21 protein-coding genes are annotated in these 19,356 nt (G+C 60.9%); 11 read left to right on the forward strand and 10 right to left on the reverse strand.

The genetic code is table 11. The annotated features are described in order from the left end of the window. Window positions 1-255: 255 nt before the first annotated feature. On the forward strand, window positions 256-681 hold the full coding sequence (locus ACWKV5_RS27035) for a secondary thiamine-phosphate synthase enzyme YjbQ (RefSeq protein WP_008030499.1): 426 nt from the start codon (window positions 256-258) through the stop codon (window positions 679-681). Window positions 682-784: 103 nt separating this feature from the next. After that, complete coding sequence (gene sutA / locus ACWKV5_RS27040; protein ID WP_094470027.1) at window positions 785-1,108, forward strand: transcriptional regulator SutA; 324 nt, start codon at window positions 785-787, stop codon at window positions 1,106-1,108. A 187-nt stretch (window positions 1,109-1,295) separates the two neighbouring features. Here sutA and ACWKV5_RS27045 read toward each other — a convergent pair whose 3' ends face one another. From ACWKV5_RS27045 to lptM, 6 genes are read right to left on the reverse strand one after another with little or no spacing between them, the layout of a single operon-like run. Beyond that, window positions 1,296-2,003, reverse strand: coding sequence for an HAD family hydrolase (locus tag ACWKV5_RS27045; protein ID WP_483843749.1), 708 nt, complete (start codon window positions 2,001-2,003; stop codon window positions 1,296-1,298). Next, entirely contained in the window at window positions 2,000-2,899 is a 900-nt protein-coding gene (xerC, locus tag ACWKV5_RS27050; RefSeq protein ID WP_008040629.1) for a tyrosine recombinase XerC, read from the reverse strand. The genes ACWKV5_RS27045 and xerC overlap by 4 nt, the downstream gene beginning before the upstream one ends. A 2-nt stretch (window positions 2,900-2,901) precedes the next feature. Continuing rightward, the gene (locus tag ACWKV5_RS27055) at window positions 2,902-3,627 is read right to left on the reverse strand and encodes a DUF484 family protein (protein WP_483843750.1); all 726 of its coding nucleotides are present in this window, start codon (window positions 3,625-3,627) and stop codon (window positions 2,902-2,904) included. Between the two features lie 13 nt (window positions 3,628-3,640). Then, window positions 3,641-4,471 carry a diaminopimelate epimerase gene (gene dapF, locus ACWKV5_RS27060; RefSeq protein WP_483843751.1) on the reverse strand — a complete coding sequence of 277 codons (831 nt, stop codon included), beginning with the start codon at window positions 4,469-4,471 and terminating at the stop codon, window positions 3,641-3,643. A gap of 4 nt (window positions 4,472-4,475) precedes the next feature. After that, complete coding sequence (gene lysA / locus ACWKV5_RS27065) at window positions 4,476-5,723, reverse strand: diaminopimelate decarboxylase (protein WP_483843752.1); 1,248 nt, start codon at window positions 5,721-5,723, stop codon at window positions 4,476-4,478. A gap of 9 nt (window positions 5,724-5,732) precedes the next feature. Beyond that, window positions 5,733-5,909: an LPS translocon maturation chaperone LptM gene (gene lptM / locus ACWKV5_RS27070; protein WP_483843753.1), complete on the reverse strand. Its 177-nt coding sequence runs from the start codon at window positions 5,907-5,909 to the stop codon at window positions 5,733-5,735. Between the two features lie 329 nt (window positions 5,910-6,238). Here lptM and cyaY point away from each other — a divergent pair, with 329 nt between their 5' ends. The 3 genes from cyaY (at window position 6,239) to rnk (ending at window position 7,464) form a co-directional block, all read left to right on the forward strand. Next, the gene (cyaY, locus tag ACWKV5_RS27075; RefSeq protein ID WP_123434872.1) at window positions 6,239-6,571 is read left to right on the forward strand and encodes an iron donor protein CyaY; all 333 of its coding nucleotides are present in this window, start codon (window positions 6,239-6,241) and stop codon (window positions 6,569-6,571) included. A gap of 4 nt (window positions 6,572-6,575) precedes the next feature. After that, window positions 6,576-6,794, forward strand: coding sequence for a DUF1289 domain-containing protein (locus ACWKV5_RS27080; protein WP_483843754.1), 219 nt, complete (start codon window positions 6,576-6,578; stop codon window positions 6,792-6,794). Window positions 6,795-7,053: 259 nt separating this feature from the next. Further along, window positions 7,054-7,464 carry a nucleoside diphosphate kinase regulator gene (rnk, locus tag ACWKV5_RS27085; RefSeq protein ID WP_046045088.1) on the forward strand — a complete coding sequence of 137 codons (411 nt, stop codon included), beginning with the start codon at window positions 7,054-7,056 and terminating at the stop codon, window positions 7,462-7,464. 6 nt (window positions 7,465-7,470) lie between these two features. Here the strand turns inward: rnk and ACWKV5_RS27090 are convergent, their stop codons facing one another. From ACWKV5_RS27090 to ACWKV5_RS27100, 3 genes are all read right to left on the reverse strand, one after another. After that, window positions 7,471-10,314 (reverse strand): class I adenylate cyclase, encoded by a 2,844-nt coding sequence (locus tag ACWKV5_RS27090; protein ID WP_483843755.1) that lies wholly within the window; start codon window positions 10,312-10,314, stop codon window positions 7,471-7,473. A gap of 192 nt (window positions 10,315-10,506) precedes the next feature. Next, entirely contained in the window at window positions 10,507-10,752 is a 246-nt protein-coding gene (locus ACWKV5_RS27095; RefSeq protein ID WP_123434869.1) for a TIGR02647 family protein, read from the reverse strand. A gap of 325 nt (window positions 10,753-11,077) precedes the next feature. After that, on the reverse strand, window positions 11,078-11,362 hold the full coding sequence (locus ACWKV5_RS27100; protein ID WP_010465083.1) for a hypothetical protein: 285 nt from the start codon (window positions 11,360-11,362) through the stop codon (window positions 11,078-11,080). 124 nt (window positions 11,363-11,486) lie between these two features. Between ACWKV5_RS27100 and ACWKV5_RS27105 the strand changes: the two genes are divergently transcribed. After that, a complete protein-coding gene (locus ACWKV5_RS27105; protein ID WP_483843756.1) occupies window positions 11,487-12,146 on the forward strand; it encodes a glutathione S-transferase family protein in 660 nt (219 codons plus the stop codon). A 110-nt stretch (window positions 12,147-12,256) separates the two neighbouring features. On the opposite strand, the gene argH is transcribed toward ACWKV5_RS27105, so the two are convergent. Beyond that, the gene (argH, locus tag ACWKV5_RS27110; RefSeq protein ID WP_483843757.1) at window positions 12,257-13,651 is read right to left on the reverse strand and encodes an argininosuccinate lyase; all 1,395 of its coding nucleotides are present in this window, start codon (window positions 13,649-13,651) and stop codon (window positions 12,257-12,259) included. A gap of 459 nt (window positions 13,652-14,110) precedes the next feature. Here argH and ACWKV5_RS27115 point away from each other — a divergent pair, with 459 nt between their 5' ends. The 5 genes from ACWKV5_RS27115 to ACWKV5_RS27135 all read left to right on the forward strand — a co-directional run bounded on the left by ACWKV5_RS27115 (window position 14,111) and on the right by ACWKV5_RS27135 (window position 19,107). Further along, complete coding sequence (locus ACWKV5_RS27115) at window positions 14,111-14,857, forward strand: LytR/AlgR family response regulator transcription factor (protein ID WP_483843758.1); 747 nt, start codon at window positions 14,111-14,113, stop codon at window positions 14,855-14,857. Window positions 14,858-14,995: 138 nt separating this feature from the next. After that, window positions 14,996-15,937: a hydroxymethylbilane synthase gene (hemC, locus tag ACWKV5_RS27120; RefSeq protein WP_483843759.1), complete on the forward strand. Its 942-nt coding sequence runs from the start codon at window positions 14,996-14,998 to the stop codon at window positions 15,935-15,937. Continuing rightward, a complete protein-coding gene (locus ACWKV5_RS27125; protein WP_483843760.1) occupies window positions 15,934-16,701 on the forward strand; it encodes a uroporphyrinogen-III synthase in 768 nt (255 codons plus the stop codon). Before hemC ends, ACWKV5_RS27125 begins: the two co-directional genes overlap by 4 nt. Window positions 16,702-16,717: 16 nt before the next feature. Beyond that, window positions 16,718-17,872: a uroporphyrinogen-III C-methyltransferase gene (locus ACWKV5_RS27130; RefSeq protein WP_483843761.1), complete on the forward strand. Its 1,155-nt coding sequence runs from the start codon at window positions 16,718-16,720 to the stop codon at window positions 17,870-17,872. Continuing rightward, window positions 17,869-19,107: a heme biosynthesis HemY N-terminal domain-containing protein gene (locus tag ACWKV5_RS27135; RefSeq protein WP_483843762.1), complete on the forward strand. Its 1,239-nt coding sequence runs from the start codon at window positions 17,869-17,871 to the stop codon at window positions 19,105-19,107. The genes ACWKV5_RS27130 and ACWKV5_RS27135 overlap by 4 nt, the downstream gene beginning before the upstream one ends. The last annotated feature ends 249 nt before the right edge of the window (window positions 19,108-19,356 follow it).

The raw sequence follows: 19,356 nt of genomic DNA on the forward strand, positions 1-19,356 counted from the left end.
TGTGTTTGCTCGCACGAACATCATCAATCAAATCGGCGTTCTTGTTTCTGTGTTTCCCGGGATTCCGTGAAGAACCATTTTTTTGTCTGGCGTTTGTCAGTGATAGAACTGCTGAAAGGTTTTTTCGTACACGTTCAGGGGCGTTTACGACGGGCGTTTTTCTGCGGCCAATGGCTTACATGATTGAAGGAATATTAGGGCCTTTGTTTTTTCCCAGAGCGCGCTAGAATGCGCCCCGAACGTGCGGAGAACTGTATGTGGCAACAGACTCTGATTACCCTGCGGGCGCGGCCCCGGGGCTTTCATCTGGTAACGGACGAGTTACTCGCCGGCTTGCCTGAACTCAAGGCGTGTCGGGTCGGTCTGTTGCATTTGTGGCTGCAGCATACCTCGGCGTCGTTGACCATCAACGAGAACGCCGATCCGGCGGTACGTCGCGACTTCGAACGATTTTTCAATCGTCTGATCCCACAAGGAACAGACGGCTATGAGCATAACGACGAAGGCCTGGACGACCTCCCGGCGCACTTCAAGGCCAGCGTGCTTGGCTGTCAGCTCAGTTTGCCGATCTCGGCAGGCCGACTGGCGCTGGGGACCTGGCAAGGTGTTTATCTGGGCGAGCACCGTGATTTTGGCGGTGCCCGTAAAGTCCTCGCCACCGTGCACGGTGAAGAGGCATGAACCGCTGGTCACCAGCGGTTATTGAATTTTTCCGGCAGCTGTCGACAGACGGTAAAGCTGGGCTATAACTAATCTGCTTTTCGCAAGAGTCATGAGGTAGAACATGAGCGACGATGATCTGGAAAACGACGACCTCGAAGTAGGCGACGACGACGAAACCGAAGAAGGTCTGGAAGCAGCGGCCGAAGACGTCGCTGAAGACGACGGTGGTGAAACGCCCGTTCCGACCGCCAAAGGCAAAGCCAAGGCTGCGGTATCGGTCGATGAGCTGCCGAGTGTCGAAGCCAAGAACAAGGAACGCGATGCTCTCGCGCGGGCCATGGAAGAGTTTTTGGCCAAGGGCGGCAAGGTGCAGGAAGTGGAGGCCAACGTGGTCGCCGATCCTCCCAAGAAGCCTGATAACAAGTACGGCAGCCGGCCTATCTAAGCGTCTGCCCTTGCTTGCTGAAAAAGCCCGCCGTCGCTGCGGGCTTTTTCATGGGTGAAACAAAACTCTTGAGCTCGACACGATCCCCTGTGGGAGCGAGCCTGCTCGCGAAGAGGCCCTCACATTCAAAATCCATGTCGGCTGACCCAGCGCTTTCGCGAGCAGGCTCGCTCCCACAGTTTTTGCGTCAACCCGAGACGGAGTTCCACAGGGCCAACAACGCCGGCAATTCAATCAGGCTGCGAATCTCCGCGTCCGGTGCCTTATCGGCTTCCCACGCTTTGCCTTGCGGGTTAAACCAGATCGCCCGCAACCCTGCCTGCTGTGCCCCGGCAATGTCATCACCCGGATGATCACCAATGTGCACTGCCGTCTCGGGCGTTGCCCCACCACGTTGCAACGCCTCATGAAACAACCGCGCATCCGGTTTGGCGATGCCGATATCTTCGGCGCACAACGCAAACTTGAAGTAATCCGCCAGCCCTAACCGACGCACATCGGCGTTGCCATTGGTGACCACGCCGAGGGCGTAGTGCTTGGCCAGTGTTTCCAGGGTCGGCTCGACGTCGGGGAACACGTCGATCTGATGCCGCGCATGCAGAAACACTTCAAAGCTTTGGTCGGCGAGATCGTTGGCCTGGTCATGGTCGTAACCGGCCTCTTCCAGCGCATGGAACAACACGCGGCGACGCAACGCGCTGATGCGATGTTTGAGCCCCGGTTCGCTGCTGAGGATCCGCTCGCGAATCGCCCACAAATGCTCCACCGGCACCGCCCCAAGGTTCGGCGCATGCTCGGTCAGCCATTCACGCAATACGGCTTCGGCGCTGAGGATTACCGGGGCGGTGTCCCACAGGGTGTCGTCGAGGTCGAAGGTGATCAATTGGATGGTCATGAGTCATCGCCTTTAATGCGTTTGGCCCGTGGATGGGCGCTGTCGTAAACCGTGGCCAGGTGCTGGAAATCCAGGTGGGTGTAGATCTGGGTGGTCTTGATGTCCGAGTGGCCGAGCAGTTCCTGCACCGCGCGCAGGTCCTGCGAGGACTCGAGCAGGTGGCTGGCAAAGGAGTGCCGCAGCATGTGCGGGTGCAGGTTTTGCCCCAACTCGCGTTCGCCGGCAGCCTTGACCCGCACCTGAATCGCTCGTGGTCCGAGGCGCCGGCCTTGCTGGCTGACGAACACGGCGTCGTCGGCTGGATTGGTCATGGCCCGCAGCGGCAGCCACAGCTCCAGCGCTTCGCGTGCTTTCTTGCCGACGGGCAACAGACGGGTTTTGCTGCCCTTGCCCAGCACTTGAACCATGCCATCGGCCAGGTCAAGTTGATCCAGATTAAGCCCGGTCAGCTCGGAAAGGCGCAATCCCGAGGAATAGAACAACTCCAGAATCGCCTGATCCCGCCGCGCCAGGAAATCATCCTCCACCGCGCCTTCCAGCAGTTGCAGCGCGCGGTCGGTGTCGAGGGTTTTCGGCAGGCGGCGCTCACCTTTGGGCGGCGCCAGGCCATTGGCCGGGTCGTGGTCGCACAGGCCTTCGCGATTCAGATAGTGGTAGAGCCCGCGAACCGCTGATAACAGTCTGGCCAGGCTGCGCGACGATTGGCCCTGTGAATGCAGGCGGGCGATCAGGCTGCGCAGGCGCTGGATGTCCAGCGCGGCCCAGCTGCCGATGTTCTGTTTGACGCAGAAGCCCAGCACCTTATCGAGGTCGCGGCGATAGGCGTACAGCGTGTGCGGCGACACCTGTCGCTCACTGCGCAGGTGTTCGCAGTAAGCGTCCAGTTGCCGTTCCATGCTCAGCGGACCGAGCGCAGGGAGCTGTTGACCCGTGGTAGCACGCGGCCCATGACTTCGGCGATGTAGCTCAGGAACAGGGTGCCGACCGAGCTTTTGTAGTGCTGCGGATCACGGCTGGCAATGGCCAGGATGCCGTGAATGCCTTGATGACTGATCGCGACGACGGCGGTGGAGCCGATTTGCTTGCGCTGTTCTTCGCCGAACAGGAAGTCCAGTTCGTGTTCACGCAGGCTGCCGCTGACGCTTTTGTCTTCCGAGAGCAAGCCACCGATGGCCGTTTGCGCCTCGGCGTGAGTCACCCAGCGACCCACCGGCATCGGGTTGTCACCCAGCAGGATCAGGCTGACAAAAGGCACCTGGAAGTCCTGGCGCAAGCTGTCTTCGACGCTGATCACCACGTCTTCCAGGCTGGTGGCGTCCATCAGCGCGAGAATCAGGCGGCGGGTCTTGTCGAAGAGGCGGTCGTTGTCGCGGGCCACGTCCATCAAGTGCGACAGGCGATGACGCAGCTCGATGTTACGGTCACGCAGGATGGTCATCTGCCGTTCGACCAGTGAAATGGTGTCGCCGCGACGGTGCGGAATGCGCATGGCCGGGAGCAGTTCTTCGTGCTCGATGAAGAAATCCGGATGAGCCTCCAGGTACGCGGCAATCGCCGCCGCCTCAAGGCTTTCGGAAGGGGATTCGTCGGGCTGCAGGGCGGGAACCTGGGGCTTGTCGGTCATGGATTTCGCTCACTCAAAGACGCACTTGTCCTTCGTATACGCGGACTGCCGGGCCGGTCATCATGACCGGTTGGCCAGGGCCTGCCCACTCAATGGACAAGCGCCCGCCAGGCAGGTCGATCAATAGCGGCGAATCCATCCACCCCTGGCTGATCGCGGCCACTGCGGCTGCGCAGGCACCGGTTCCGCACGCCTGGGTTTCCCCGGCGCCACGTTCCCAGACGCGCAACTGTGCACGGCTCCGGTCGATGACCTGGAGAAAACCGACATTGACCCGCGCCGGAAAGCGCGGGTGGTGTTCGATTTTCGGCCCCAGTTCATGCACCGGTGCGTTATTGATGTCGCTGACCCGCACCACGGCATGGGGGTTGCCCATGGACACGGCGGCCAGTTCGACCGGCGTGCCATCGACGTCGACCGGATAGCTCAGCGCTTGCTCCGGGGCCACAAACGGAATGTCCGCCGGTACCAGGCGCGGTGCCCCCATGTTGACGCTGATCTGGCCGTCGCTACGCACGTCCAGTTCGATGATGCCGCTTTTGGTTTCGACGCGAATCTGCCGTTTTGCGGTCAGGCGCTTGTCGAGCACGAAGCGGGCGAAACAGCGCGCACCGTTGCCGCACTGTTCCACTTCGGAGCCGTCGGAGTTGAAGATCCGATAACGGAAATCCACATCCGGGTTGCTCGGCGCTTCGACGATCAGCAACTGGTCGAAACCGATGCCGGTGTGCCGGTCGCCCCATTGCTTGGCGTGCTTGGGCAGGATGTGCGCGTGCTGGCTGACCAGGTCGAGGACCATGAAGTCATTGCCCAGGCCGTGCATTTTGGTAAAACGCAGCAGCATGGGGTTACTCCGGCAGCAGGCTTTCGCCAGCAAACAACTCGGCTACCGTCTCACGGCGACGCACTTCAACTGCCTGATCACCGTCCACCAACACTTCAGCGGCGCGGCCGCGGGTGTTGTAGTTGGAACTCATGACAAACCCGTAGGCGCCAGCCGAATGCACGGCCAGCAGGTCGCCTTCTTCCAGGGCCAGCTGACGATCCTTGGCCAGGAAGTCGCCGGTTTCGCAGATCGGGCCGACGATGTCGTAGGCACGCGCCGCGGTATCGCGTGGGCGCACGGCAGTGACGTCCATCCAGGCCTGATACAGCGCCGGGCGGATCAAGTCGTTCATGGCCGCATCGACGATGGCGAAGTCTTTGTGTTCGGTGTGCTTGAGGTACTCGACCTGGGTCAGCAGTACGCCGGCGTTGGCCACGATGAAGCGGCCCGGCTCGAACACCAGCGCCAGGTCACGACCGTCGAGACGCTCGCGCACAGCCTTGATGTAGTCGCCAGCCAATGGCGGCTCTTCGTCGCGGTAACGCACGCCCAAACCACCACCGAGATCGATGTGACGCAGGTAGATGCCGCAGTCGCCGAGGCGATCGACCAGGCCCAGCAGGCGGTCGAGGGCATCGATGAAGGGCGGCAGGGTGGTCAGTTGCGAACCGATGTGGCAATCGACGCCGACAATTTCCAGGTTTTGCAGTTGCGCAGCCCGGATGTACACGTCTTCGGCGTCGGCAATGGCGATGCCGAACTTGTTCTCTTTGAGACCGGTGGAGATGTACGGGTGCGTGCCCGCATCAACGTCCGGGTTCACACGCAGCGAGATCGGTGCGCGAACGCCCAGCTCGGCGGCGACCACTTGCAGGCGTTCCAGCTCATCGGTGGATTCGACGTTGAAGCAATGCACGCCGACTTCGAGGGCGCGACGCATGTCGTCACGGGTCTTGCCGACACCGGAGAAGACGATCTTGTCGGCGCTGCCGCCAGCGGCCAGCACACGTTCCAGCTCGCCACGGGAGACGATGTCAAAACCGGCGCCCAGACGCGCCAGGACATTCAGTACACCGAGGTTGGAGTTGGCCTTGACCGCGAAGCAGACCAGGTGCGGCATGCCGGCCAGCGCATCGGCGTAAGCCAGGTACTGGGCTTCGATGTGCGCGCGGGAGTAGACGTAGGTCGGTGTGCCGAAACGTTCGGCAATGGCCGACAGGGCCACACCTTCGGCAAACAGCTCCCCGCCACGGTAATTAAAAGCGTCCATGGCGTTCCCTTATTGGTAGACGTCGTGCTTGTGTGCTTTGGAGGCAGGCTGTTTTTGCGAGGACTTGGCCTGCTCGACAGGGTCCTGGTCTTCGTCTGGCAGATACAGCGGGCCTTTTTGACCACAGGCCGACACAAGGCAGGCAACCGCGACGAGCGCAGCAAGGGAAGAGATCAGGCGCTTCATGGCGAAATCCTTGAAAATGCGTTAATTGCGCCGGAGTATACCGGCCACCCGTCAGCTTGCCTATGCGACGGGGCTCCCGTCCGGCGGGGCTTGGCACGATGCCGGTCAGCCAGGCGCAATCCCTGTGGGAGCGGGCTTGCCCGCGAAAGCGGTGGTTCAGTCAACAAAGATATTGAATGTGCTGGCCTCTTCGCGGGCAAGCCCGCTCCCACAGGTACAGTGTTTGATGTACCTAAATCGGTGCTTGATCGTTATCCTTTGCAATCACCGGGGCTCGCCCGTATCTTGCGGCGCTTGAGCGTGAACAGACACTTTTTGAGGTTGCCGCAATGAGTTTGACCGAAGCCCGTTTCCACGATCTGGTCGATGCCACCCAGCAGACGCTGGAGGATATTTTTGACGAGTGTGACCTGGATATCGATCTGGAGAGCTCGGCCGGTGTGCTCACCGTCAAGTTCGAAAACGGCAGCCAGTTGATCTTCAGTCGTCAGGAACCGCTGCGTCAGCTGTGGCTGGCGGCGGTGTCCGGTGGTTTCCACTTCGACTATGACGAAGAGAGCGAGCGCTGGATGTGCGACAAGAGCGAAGAGCAGCTGGGCGAAATGCTCGAGCGCATCGTCAAGCAGCAGGCTGACGTCGAACTCGATTTCGAAGGTCTGTGAGATCGTGACCGAGCCCGCCGTCGTTCGCCCACCCAAGCCGCTCTACAGTAATGTCAGCCCGGCGGTCCCTTCGCCGTGCAGTGGTGTGTGCCGGCTGGACGAACAGAAGGTTTGCCTGGGATGTTTTCGCCATGTCGAAGACATCCGCGAATGGCGCTCGGCGGATGATGAGCGCAGGCGGGTTATCTGCGCCCAAGCGGTCCAGCGCAAATCCTTGGCATAAGGGTTTTTGTGGCGAGGGAGCTTGCTCCCGCTCGGTTGCGAAGCGACCGCAAGATTTTCAGGGCCGCTTCGCGCCCCAGCGGGAGCAAGCTCCCTCGCCACAGTGGTCTACACAGGCCCATGGTCGCACCTGACTTGTATATTTATTGAGCTGTGATAGTGTCCGGAAACGCCTCAACTCATCGAGGCTCGTGAAAACCCCGCCTTTTTCTGGCGGGGTTTTGCTTTTTCTGTGCAGAAGAAAGGAGTCTGCCTCAATCATGACCGCACCTTCCATCACCCTTACTCGTCTGGACGTGCAACGTCTGGAGCGCCTGATCGACAGCCTGGACGACACGCTGCCGGGCGTTATCGCGCTGCAAACCGAACTGGACCGCGCCGATACCCTGGTCGGTCACGATGAAGTGCCGGCCGATGTCGTGACGATGAATTCCCGTGTGCATTGCCGCGAAGAAGGCAGCGGCAAGGACTATCACTTGACGTTGGTCTACCCTAAAGACGCCAATGCCGACGAAGGCAAGATTTCCATTCTGGCGCCGGTCGGCAGCGCACTGCTCGGTCTCAAGGTTGGTCAGCACATCGACTGGCCGGCACCGGGCGGCAAGACACTGAAACTGACCCTGCTGGAAGTCGAATCGCAGCCGGCCGAGGGTGGCCACTTTCCGGAATAACCCCCTTCAGACCTGTTCGAGCGCCTCGTTCAACGAGCGCTCCAGGTCAGCCTTGTAACGCAGATACAGATTGCTGGAACTCTGACCGTCACCGAGCAGGCCCGAGAGGTCCAGGTCGGTGATGTAGCAGCGATAGCGTTCGGTTTCGCGTCGCTGATCGACAATCTCCTGCGCGACCACGCTGAACAGTTGGTCGCCATGTTCCAGCTCTGAAAACTCTCGCTGATTGCAATACAACGTCACCTGCACCTCGCCTGGCGCGGCTTTGCCGATGATGGCTTGCACGTCGTAGAAAGGTTTGTTGACCGGCGTTTGCGGCGCTGGCCGCGCTTCGACCCGACGCGCCCGCCCGGGGCCGGACGGCAGCAGTTGGTAGTACAACGTGTCCATGCTCACGGGTTGAGCGGCATCCATCGGCAACAAGGCATCGCGCCGGTACTGGATGGATTGCAGGAAGCGTTGCAGCGGCACCAACAGGCTCTGTTCGTCGTGATAGGGCAGGCGTTGTTGCCACAGCGCATTGAGCTCATCCAGCACGTAGAGATCAGCCTGATCCTCGTTGGTTCTGTAGAACACCTGAATGCACTCGGGCTGGCCCATCGGCAGGATCAGCGCGAGGTCGTGGTCTTCCAGCGCCATCGGGTCCAGGTGCAGCGGGCTGTAGCCTGTCAGCTCCTCACCCAGGTAATCGATCAACGCCGGCAAGGTGGCGATGGCGACGTGATTGACTTGGCCCGGCACCAGTTCCAGCACGTGATAGTGCTGCTGGACCTGGATCAGGTAGCGGTGATTGAGGTTGCTCAACAGAAGGTTCTGTGCAGTGTCGATCACCTCTTCTACCCGGCGGGCAATGAACTGCGCACGGTTATGGCAGAAGCAGCGAACCCGCAGCTTGGGCTGTTGTAGCCCGCTCGGCAGGTTGTTGAGGTAAGCGCGCAGGCAGTCGAGCAGGGCGTGAGGGCCGTCATAGCGGCTGACCAGCACTTCGTTCCAGCTGTTGAGCGTGACCTGGTCCAGCGTCAGCACGAGGTTCTCGCGAACCCCGGCATAGCTCAGCGAGTCGGTGCGTTCTGTGGTCATCAGGATGTTCAAGTCGCGATGGTGCTTGAGCGGGTCGACGCCAACGTTCACCAGGATCAACACCTCGCTCGGTACGCTGGCGCGCAGCAAGGGCTCTTCCGCCACTGTGGTCAGGGGCAGGGCGATGCACTGTTGCAGGCTGCCGAGCAGGTTGAACAGTTCGAATTCGCTCAGGTCGCTAATGCCAGGGTGTAGGGCGAGGCGCGTGCTGCTGTCGATCACGCCGTTGCGATGGCACCAGGTCAGGAGTTCCAGCAATTGGCGGCTGCGCTTGATCGGCGCGAAATGCTCCCACTCTTGAGCAGTCAGGCTGCCGTTGTACAAACCCCACTGGGTTTGCCCCGGTTCCTTCTTGTTCGGCGCCTGCACCAGCGTCAGCGTGTCTTCGGCCAGGTCCGGGGCGATGCCGGGGTTGATGAATTCGACTTTGTCGGCCTTGCGCTCGAAGGCGGCATACAGCCGCCGGCCCAACACGTTCAGGTCGCGTTTGTTGATCAGGCTGACGGTGTCTTCGGTGCGGGCGAACTGTGTCAGGAAGCGGTAGCTGTAATTCAGTTCGTTGACCAGCGCGCGGCGTTCAGCACTGACCTGGCGGACTTTCCACTGGCTGCGGCTATCGAGCAGCGCCAGTTGCCGTTGGTCCCAACCCCATTCCTGGGCCAGCCGCTCAAGCAATGAACGCTGCCAGCTCTGGGTGCGGGTGTTGCCGGTCAGTTTGCGATTGACCTTCAGGTACAGCGCGCGGCGCACCAGTTCCAGCCGTTCCGGTTCGCCCTGGGCCTTGAGGTATTCCTCGATGCGCCGGTAGACCACGATGTACGGGTCCAGCTCGTCGAGGTCCAGTTGATTGGCGAACACCGCTTGCTTGAAACGCAGGCTCAGGCAATGAACCTTGGGGTGTTCGCTGGCGTAGACCTCGGTCAGCAGCAGCTTGAGTACGGACTTGTAGGGCGACTCGATGCCCTTGAACAACTGCCAGAGCCCGGCACCGATGAATTCCCCCGGCGGTATGAATGCCAGATGGCCCAGGTCCAGGCTTTCGTCGGCACGGATGAAGCGTTTGGACAGCAGCGTGTGGGTGTAGCGGTCGTAGGCGGACTCTTCGTAGACCGGCACCAGCCACCAGATCGGCGTGCGACCGGCCAGCCAGATGGCGGTGCGATAGAACTCATCCAGCAGCAGGTAATGCTGGGTGGTGCCGCAGTCTTCGGAACTCAACTGGGTGTCGCGCTCACCGAGCACGAAGCGCGTCGGATCGATCAGGAAGAAATGCGCCTCGGCGCCCTGGCTGGCGGCCCAGACCTCCAGCAGTTGGCATTTTTTGCGCAGCTCGGCGAGTTCGCTTTCGCTGAGGTCCGGCGCGTGGCAGACCCAGACGTCCATGTCGCTTTGATCGGCTTGAGCCAGCGTGCCAAGGCTGCCCATCAGGAACAGGCCGTGGATCGGTCGCGGCGGATTGCTGCCGTGTCGCGGCTTGTAAGAGAACGAGCGGGTCAGGCGCTGGGCTTCAGCGAGGGCATTGGCATCTGGCTCGAAGTTCGACAGCCCGGCCGGCGTAGCGCCGGAAACATACCCCGGTAATAACGGATGATTGACGTGGAAAAACAGCGGTAGCAGCGTCAGCACCGTTTGCTGGCGGGTCGACAACCCTTCCATGGCCCGGGCCATGCGGCCTTCATTGAGTTTTAGAAAGCGTGCGCGCAGTTGGCTGAGAACCTTGCGGTCGATTCCCTCGTCCAGATCGGGGCGGATTTCATGGGTGCGGGTCATGTCAGCTCAAACCGGCTCGCGAGGCTCGGACGTGGGGGCGGCGAATGAGGGGCAGTTTAGCGCCTCGGGCCTGCCACTTTTAAGCTGAATTTGTATTTTTGACGTCAGATTTTTATCGCGGGGCGACAGCAGGCGCCGGGTTTGCCCGCGGAAATCCCGTGACAGGGGTTTCCGTGGGCGAAGCGGTGTTCTTCAGGCTGTTTCTTCGGCGCGCAGAATGGTCAGCACGGTTTGTACATTTTGCGCGGCGTCACGACCCAGGCTGGTCAGGTAACCGCCATCGGGCTGGTCGGTCAGTTCTTTTTCAAAAAGGCGTTGGGCGGCGGCAATGTGTTTCGGGGCAGCGGTCTGATGAATTTTCAGACCTTCCTGGGAACTGTCCAGGTTGAAGAGTGCGAGGACTTCCAGTTCGGCAACCAACTCAGGGGTAAGCGACATAAGGACTCCAGACTTTCTAGGAATTGGACGACAGCGCCCCTAAGGTGAGCCCACTCGTGCGGCATGTCCAGTGCCTGCATCAGGGTTTTTTCACCTCGGGAAGCATTCCCCGGCGGCTGGTGCGGCAGCGGGGTGCGTACCAGTGTAGTCAGGGTATGGGGGAAGGCAGGATTGATGGGTGACAATTTGTGTAGGAGCGGATTGTGTGGCGAGGGAGCTTGCTCCCGCTGGGGCGCGGAGCGGCCCCAAAAGTTTTGCGACTGCTCCGCAGCCGAGCGGGAGCAAGCTCCCTCGCCACAGAAGCTTGCTGTCCATCAAATCGGGTTTACTTCTTTTCCGGCGGCAATTCCGGCAGCGCGCGCAGCGCTGTTTCGTACCATTCGGTATTGAACGCGCGGTCTTCTTCGAGGATCGCGTCGATTTCTACCGCCAACACGTGTGCCATCAAATTGAGGATTTCTTCACGCTCGTAACCGACCAGCGTCAACTTGTTGAAGGTCGCCTTGGCAGCCGGCGGGTTGTCGCTTTCGATCTGGTTTTCGATGGCTTCGATCAGGGTGGTTTCGGTAAATTCTTCTTCGTCGCTATCGATGTCGGTTGGCTCGCTCATGGCAGGCTCCTCAAGTTAAGGCGGCCAGTTTACCTGCATTCAACGCTGTGATGCTGCTGGCAAGAATAGCGCGGGCGTTCTATAAAACAGGACTGCCAACCCCGCACGGCCTGGAGGCTTTGTGATGCTCAAGCTTTATGGATTTTCCGTCAGCAACTACTACAACATGGTGAAACTGGCGTTGCTGGAGAAGGGACTGCCGTTCGAAGAAGTGCTGTTTTACCCTGGCCCGAGCCCAGAAGCGCTGGCCATCAGCCCGCGCGGCAAGGTCCCTGTGCTGGGCACCGAACAAGGTTTCATCAACGAAACCGCTGTAATTCTCGAATACATCGAGCAGAGTCAGAAAGGCACGCCGCTGTTGCCGAGCGATCCTTTCGAGCGCGCACAGGTGCTGGCGCTGGCCAAGGAAATCGAGCTGTATATCGAGCTGCCGGGGCGCATGTGCTATGGCGAGGCGTTTTTTGGTTCGCCGGTGCCGGACGCGATCAAGGAGAGGACCAAGTCCGAGTTGCTGCTGGGGTTTGCCTCGCTCGCGCGGCACGGCAAGTTCGCCCCTTATGTGGCGGGCGACAGCCTGAGCATTGCCGATCTGTATTTCCTGTACAGCGTGCCGTTGGCCGCCGCGGTGGGGCAGAAGTTGTTTGGCCTGGATTTGTTGGCCGAGATGCCAGAAGCCAAGGCATTGCTGGAGCGACTGGGCGAGAACCCGAATGTAAAGCGGATTGCAGTGGACAAGGAAGCGGCGATGCCAGCGTTTATGGCGATGATCGCGTCCAAGAAGTAGTTTTTTGGTGTTTGTAAGATAGCCTTCGCGAGCAGGCTCGCTCCCACAGGGGAAAGTGTTGAACACACCGGACCCTGTGGGAGTGAGCCTGCTCGCAATGCTTTTAGCGATTAGCGGCTGGCGAGCAGCGCCTGGCCGCGAACCACCGCCTGCTTGACCTGCGCCGGCGCAGTGCCGCCGATATGGTCACGGGCATTCACCGAACCTTCCAGGGTCAGCACGGCAAATACGTCCTGATCGATCTGATCGCTGAACTTGCGCAGCTCTTCCAGGCTCATTTCCGCCAGGTCCTTGCCGCTTTCCACGCCGTACTTCACGGCATGGCCAACGATTTCGTGGCAGTCGCGGAACGGCAAGCCGCGGCGCACCAGATAGTCAGCCAGGTCGGTGGCGGTGGAGAAGCCACGCAGCGCCGCTTCGCGCATCATCGCGTGCTTGGGTTTGATCGCCGGGATCATGTCGGCAAAGGCCCGCAGCGAGTCGCGCAGGGTGTCAGCCGCGTCGAACAGCGGCTCTTTGTCTTCCTGATTGTCCTTGTTGTAGGCCAGCGGCTGGCCCTTCATCAAGGTCAGCAAACCCATCAGTGCGCCGAAGACGCGGCCGGATTTGCCGCGAACCAGTTCCGGCACGTCCGGGTTTTTCTTTTGCGGCATGATCGAGCTGCCGGTGCAGAAACGGTCCGGCAGATCGATGAACTGGAATTGCGCGCTGGTCCACAGCACCAGCTCTTCGGAGAAACGCGACAGGTGCATCATCGCGATGCTCGCCGCCGAGCAGAACTCGATGGCGAAATCACGATCCGACACGTTGTCCAGCGAGTTGCCGCCGACGGCGTCGAAACCCAGCAACTGCGCGGTGAATTCACGGTCGATCGGGTAGGTGGTGCCGGCCAGCGCAGCGCTGCCCAGCGGCATGCGGTTGGTGCGCTTGCGGCAGTCGACCAGGCGCTCGTAGTCGCGGCTGAGCATTTCGAACCAGGCCAGCATGTGGTGCCCGAAGGTCACCGGCTGTGCGGTTTGCAAGTGAGTGAAGCCGGGCATGATGCTGCCGGCTTCGCGCTCGGCCTGCTCCAGCAAGCCTTTTTGCAGACGGGTGATTTCGCTGAGGATCAGGTCGATCTCGTCACGCAGCCACAGGCGGATATCGGTGGCGACCTGGTCGTTACGGCTGCGGCCGGTGTGCAGCTTCTTGCCGGTGACGCCGATGCGATCGGTCAGGCGCGCCTCGATGTTCATGTGCACGTCTTCGAGGTCGATGCGCCAGTCGAACTGGCCGGCCTCGATTTCACCCTGGATGGTGTTCAGGCCATCGATGATGCTGTCGCGCTCGGCATCGGTCAGCACGCCGACCTTGGCCAGCATGGTGGCGTGGGCGATCGAGCCCATGATGTCGTGGCGATACAGGCGCTGGTCGAAAGTGACGGAGGCGGTGAAGCGGGCGACGAAGGCGTCGACGGGTTCACTGAAGCGGCCGCCCCAGGACTGATTGGTCTTGTCAGTGCTCATGAATTCGCTCGTATCGGCTGGAGAAAAGTGACGTTGAAAGCTGTCGCGGATAATAACAGGGTTGCCAATCCTGTCGCTGACACTGGTCGATACGTTTTTTTCTTATGGCGCGGTCCATACTCAAGGTGAGCCTTTGGGAAATTGCGCAACGATATTTTTCAATTGAGCAATAACGTCCCGGCAACCGTCTACAGTTGGACAGTAGGATCAGCGCACTTTTTGGTGCGACCACTGACTATAAGAAGAGGGGGTGTTCATATTGTGTATCGGCAAACCCTACGGCGATCCCTCGCCAACGCGGGCCAGAGCCTCCAATCACGCGGCAGTTGAAAATTTAGCCGCCGATCTTGCGGCACTTTTTGGCCCTCGCGCTAGTCTTAGCGTGGATCGCGGTGACGGACGTCACTTCACCTGTCTACGCTATCCTTGTGCGAGACTCACGCAGGAATCCAGCGCAATATGAATGTCCTGATCGTTGATGACGAACCCCTGGCCCGCGAGCGCCTGAGCCGAATGGTCGGCGAACTCGAGGGATACAGTGTCCTGGAGCCCAGCGCCACGAACGGCGAAGAGGCGTTGGCACTGATCGACAGCCACAAGCCGGATATCGTGCTACTCGATATCCGTATGCCAGGCCTTGACGGCCTGCAAGTGGCTGCGCGGTTGTGCGAACGCGAAACTCCGCCCGCTGTGGTGTTTTGTGCAGGACCCGATGAATTTGCCGTGGAAGCCTTACAGGCCAGCGCCGTAGGCTATGTGGTGAAACCTGTGCGTACTGAACAGCTTCACGAAGCATTAAAGAAAGCCGAGCGCCCCAATCGTCTCCAGCTCGCCGCCCTGACGCGTCCCGCCGCCGAAAGTGGCAGCGGCCCCCGCAGCCACATCAGCGCACGAACCCGAAAGGGCATCGAGCTGATCCCGCTGGATCAGGTGGTCTACTTCATTGCCGACCACAAATACGTGACCTTGCGCCATGAAAGCGGCGAAGTGTTGCTGGATGAACCGCTCAAGGCCCTTGAGGATGAGTTTGGCGACCGTTTCGTGCGAATCCACCGCAATGCCCTGGTCGCCCGCGAGCGCATCGAACGCCTGCAACGCACACCTCTGGGGCATTTCCAGCTGTTCCTCAAAGGTTTGAACGGCGACGCTTTGATCGTGAGCCGGCGCCATGTGTCCGGCGTGCGCAAGATGATGCAGCAGCTTTAATTCGCCGTTCACGGGGCGATCTTCACACCCGCTTGCCGGACAACCAGGCCAGGGAGGCCATGCAGTACCTGATACAAGTCAAAGTGGATTTGGCTGAGCTGTTATTATCCGCCGTATCTATTCAGTACGGATTGATCCATGTCCTCTCGCGAAATCCGCATCGCCACACGCAAAAGTGCCCTGGCCCTATGGCAGGCCGAATACGTCAAAGCCCGTCTGGAAGAGGCCCATCCCGGTCTGCTCGTGACACTGGTGCCCATGGTCAGTCGCGGCGACAAGCTGCTGGACTCGCCGCTGTCGAAAATCGGCGGCAAGGGCCTGTTCGTCAAAGAGCTGGAAACCGCGCTGCTGGAAAACGAAGCTGACATCGCCGTGCATTCGATGAAAGACGTGCCGATGGACTTCCCGGAAGGGCTCGGCCTGTTTTGCATCTGCGAGCGTGAAGATCCACGCGATGCGTTCGTCTCCAACACCTACTCCAGCCTGGATGAGTTGCCACAAGGCAGCATCGTCGGCACCTCCAGCCTGCGCCGTCAGGCCCAGTTGCTGACCCGTCGCCCGGACCTGCAGATCCGCTTCCTGCGTGGCAACGTCAATACGCGTCTGGCCAAGCTTGATGCGGGTGAGTACGACGCCATCATCCTCGCCGCCGCTGGCCTGATTCGCCTGGGCTTCGAAGACCGCATCACCTCGGCCATCAGCGTCGACGACAGCCTGCCGGCCGGTGGCCAGGGCGCAGTCGGTATCGAATGCCGCACCGCCGACAGCGAAATTCATGCCTTGTTGGCCCCGCTGCACCATCTCGACACCGCCACTCGCGTGACCGCCGAACGTGCCCTCAACAAACATTTGAACGGTGGCTGCCAAGTGCCGATCGCCTGCTACGCCGTGCTGGAAGGCGAGCAGATCTGGTTGCGAGGCCTGGTCGGTGATCCAAGTGGCGGCCTGCTGCTCAGCGCCGAAGCCCGTGCCCCCCGCGCTGACGCCCAAACCTTGGGTGTGCAAGTCGCCGAGGACCTTTTGAGTCAGGGCGCCGACGATATCCTCAAAGCGGTGTATGGCGAGGCAGGTCACGAGTGACTGGCTGGCGCTTGCTGCTGACGCGACCTGCGGATGAATCCGCGGCGTTGAGCGATGTTTTGGCGCAAGCGGGGATTTTCAGTAGCAGCTTGCCGCTTTTGGCAATCGAGCCGATCCCGGCCTCTGACACAATGCGCGGGCTGATTCAGGCACTGGATCGCTTTTGTGCGGTGATCGTGGTCAGTAAACCCGCGGCCAGAATCGCTGTTGATTTGGTCGACCAGGTTTGGCCGCAGCCCCCTGCGTTGAAGTGGTTCAGTGTCGGTGCCGCCACCGCGCAAATCCTTGAGGACCGCGGGCTGGACGTGAGCTTTCCAGCCGAAGGTGATGACAGCGAAGCCTTGCTGGAACTTCCCGGGTTGCGCGAGGCTATCAGCCGGCCCGATCCGCGCGTGTTGATCGTGCGCGGGGAAGGTGGACGCGAACTCCTGGCAGAGCGTTTGCGCGAGCTTGGTGCTAGTGTCGAGTATCTGGAGTTGTACCGTCGCGGCCTGCCTCATTACCCGCTGGCGGCGCTGCCTGACCGGATTGAAGCGGAACGCTTGAACGGGCTGGTGGTCAGCAGTGGACAAGGTTTTGAGCACCTGCATCAACTGGCCGGCGTTGCCTGGCCACAATTGGCGCGGTTGCCGTTGTTTGTTCCAAGCCCAAGGGTCGCCGAGCTGGCACGTGCCGCCGGGGCTCAAACAGTTGTGGATTGTCGCGGCGCCAGTGCCGCGGCTTTGCTGACGGCGTTACGGGAGCATCCCGAACCCGTTCTCTAATGCAAAGGATGGATACGTGAGCGAAACTGCCTTGCCTAAAGATGACGTCCAGCCAGTGCTTGATGCACCGGTTGAAACTCCGGTTGAAACGACGCCACCCGCTGACGTGCAGCGTCGAGGCAATGGGCTGGCAATCGTCGCGCTGCTGCTCGGCGCTGCCGGTGTTGCCGTGGGCGGCTGGGGTGTCTGGCAGGTGCGTCACCTGCAAGCCAATAACCAGCAGCAACTGGCTCAGGTGCAAGCGCTGAACGACCAGGCGCAAAGCCTCAAGCTCAATGAACAGCGCATCAGCACCCGTCTGGAGCAGTTACCCGCCGTTGATGAACTGGAGGCGCGCGCCCGTCTGGTCACGCAGTTGCAGGGTGATCAACAACGCCTGAACCAGCGCCTGGAAACCGTCCTCGGTGCCAGCCGCAAGGACTGGCGTCTGGCCGAGGCCGAGCATTTGTTGCGTCTGGCCAGCCTGCGTCTCTCTGCCTTGCAGGACATCAGCAGCGCGCAGGCGCTGGTGCAGGGGGCCGACGATATTCTCCGTGAACAGAACGATCCGGGCTCCTTCGCCGCTCGCGAGCAAGTGGCCAGAACCCTGGTGGCGTTACGCAGTACGGAACAGCCGGATCGTACCGGGTTGTTCCTGCGGCTGGGCGCGCTGCGTGATCAGGTGATCGACCTCACCGAACTGGCACCCGAGTACAAGGACCGGGGCGAGTCTCTACTGGGCCTGACCGCTGATGGCGACGGTGCCAGTCGTTGGGCGCAATGGTGGGATCAGATCTCCCGTTACATCCGCATCGACTTCAGTGCTGACAAAAATGTCCGTCCACTGTTGGCCGGGCAGAGCCTGAGCCAGGTGCGGCTTGCCCTGAGCCTGGCGCTGGAGCAGGCGCAATGGGCCGCGCTCAATGGCCAGGCCGCGGTTTACACCCAGGCGCTGGCGGAGGCTCGGGATGTGTTGACCGGCAACTTCAACCAGGACAACCCCCAGAGCAAAGTGATGCTGGAGCAGGTTGGCGAGCTGAGCAAGCAACGGGTCACGGTCGTGACACCGGATCTGACCGGCACGTTGAGCGCGGTCCAGGGGTATCTGGAGCGACGTAATGTCAACGCTGAAGACTCGATCAAGCCAATGGCCAAGCCTGCTGCAGGTACCGCTCAGGAGGCAACGCCATGAAGCGCCTCTATGTGATCGTGTTCCTGGTGATCGCCGCTGCTGCCGCGCTGGGATTGGCGATTGCCGAGCATGCCGGTTACGTGCTGATTGCCTATAAGAGCTTTCGTTACGAATCGAGCCTGTGGGCGACCCTCGCATTGGTCGCGGTGTTGTGGCTGCTGTTCTGGGGCATCAAGGTGCTGGTCGAGCTGGTGATGACCTCCAGTGGCGTGGTCAATCCCTGGTCGCGGCGCAATCGCAGTCGCCGGGTGCAAGTGGCGATCGAGCACGGTCAGCTGGATCTGGCGGAAGGTCGCTGGGCGAGTGCACAGCGTCATTTGCATCGCGCTGCCGAAGCTGAGCGCCAGCCACTGCTGTACTACCTTGGCGCGGCACGTGCCGCCAACGAGCAGGGTCATTACGAAGAAAGCGACAATTTGCTGGAGCGTGCCCTCGAGCGCCAGCCGCAGGCCGAATTGGCGATTGCCCTGAGTCACGCCCAATTGCAGACCGACCGTGGCGATACCGACGGCGCCTTGGCCACCCTGCAAGCCATGCATGAGCGTCATCCCCATAACGCCCAGACATTGCGCCAGTTACAGCGCTTGCTTCAGCAGCGTGGCGACTGGTCGGCGGTGATTCGCCTGTTGCCCGAGCTGCGCAAGGATAAAGTCCTGCCGCCCGCCGAACTGGCCGAACTGGAGCGCCGTGCGTGGGGTGAAAACCTGTCGCTGGCGGCGCATCAGGAAGAAGATGGCAAGGTCGGTTTGCAATCGCTCACTCGCGCCTGGCAACAGCTCACGTCGGCTCAGCGTCAGGAACCGCAATTGGTGCTGGCCTATGCCGAGCAGCTACGACAACTCGGGGCGCAGGTCGAGGCGGAGGAGGTTCTGCGCACGGCCCTCAAACGCCATTACGACAGTCATCTGGCGCGACTGTATGGACTGGTTCGCGGCAGCGATCCGGCGCGCCAACTGCAGACTGCCGAGGGCTGGCTCAAGGATCATCCGGCCGACCCGAGCCTGTTGCTGACACTGGGCCGCTTGTGCCTGCAAAACAGCTTGTGGGGTAAGGCGCGAGACTATCTGGAGAACAGTCTGCGGATTCAGCGTAACCCGGAAGCTTGTGCGGAACTGGCGCGGTTGCTGGCGCAACTGGGCGACACCGAACGCAGCAATCAGTTGTTCCAGGAAGGCTTGGGCATGCTCGATGAGCGTCTGCTGGCGGCACCGCTGCCAGCGCCCGTTTACGCCTGAGGCTGGTCCTGTAGCCGCAGGCTTCGCCAGCGGCTACAGGGGCGGGGCGGCGCTCTCTGGGTTCGAAACGCGTCGCGTGTTTGGCCTTGTAGTCCCTGATCGGAATCCTCCTACAGAGGACTACACCGATTCCTCTCGACACTGTCGGGAATTCCCTACACTTCTGGTGAAGTGTCCGTGCCGGCCTGCCTTGAAAGGCTTGCGCGCTTTCCTCTACCGTAACCACCTGTCTCTACTGGTACGGAAAAG

This window comes from Pseudomonas oplopanacis, assembly GCF_057128725.1.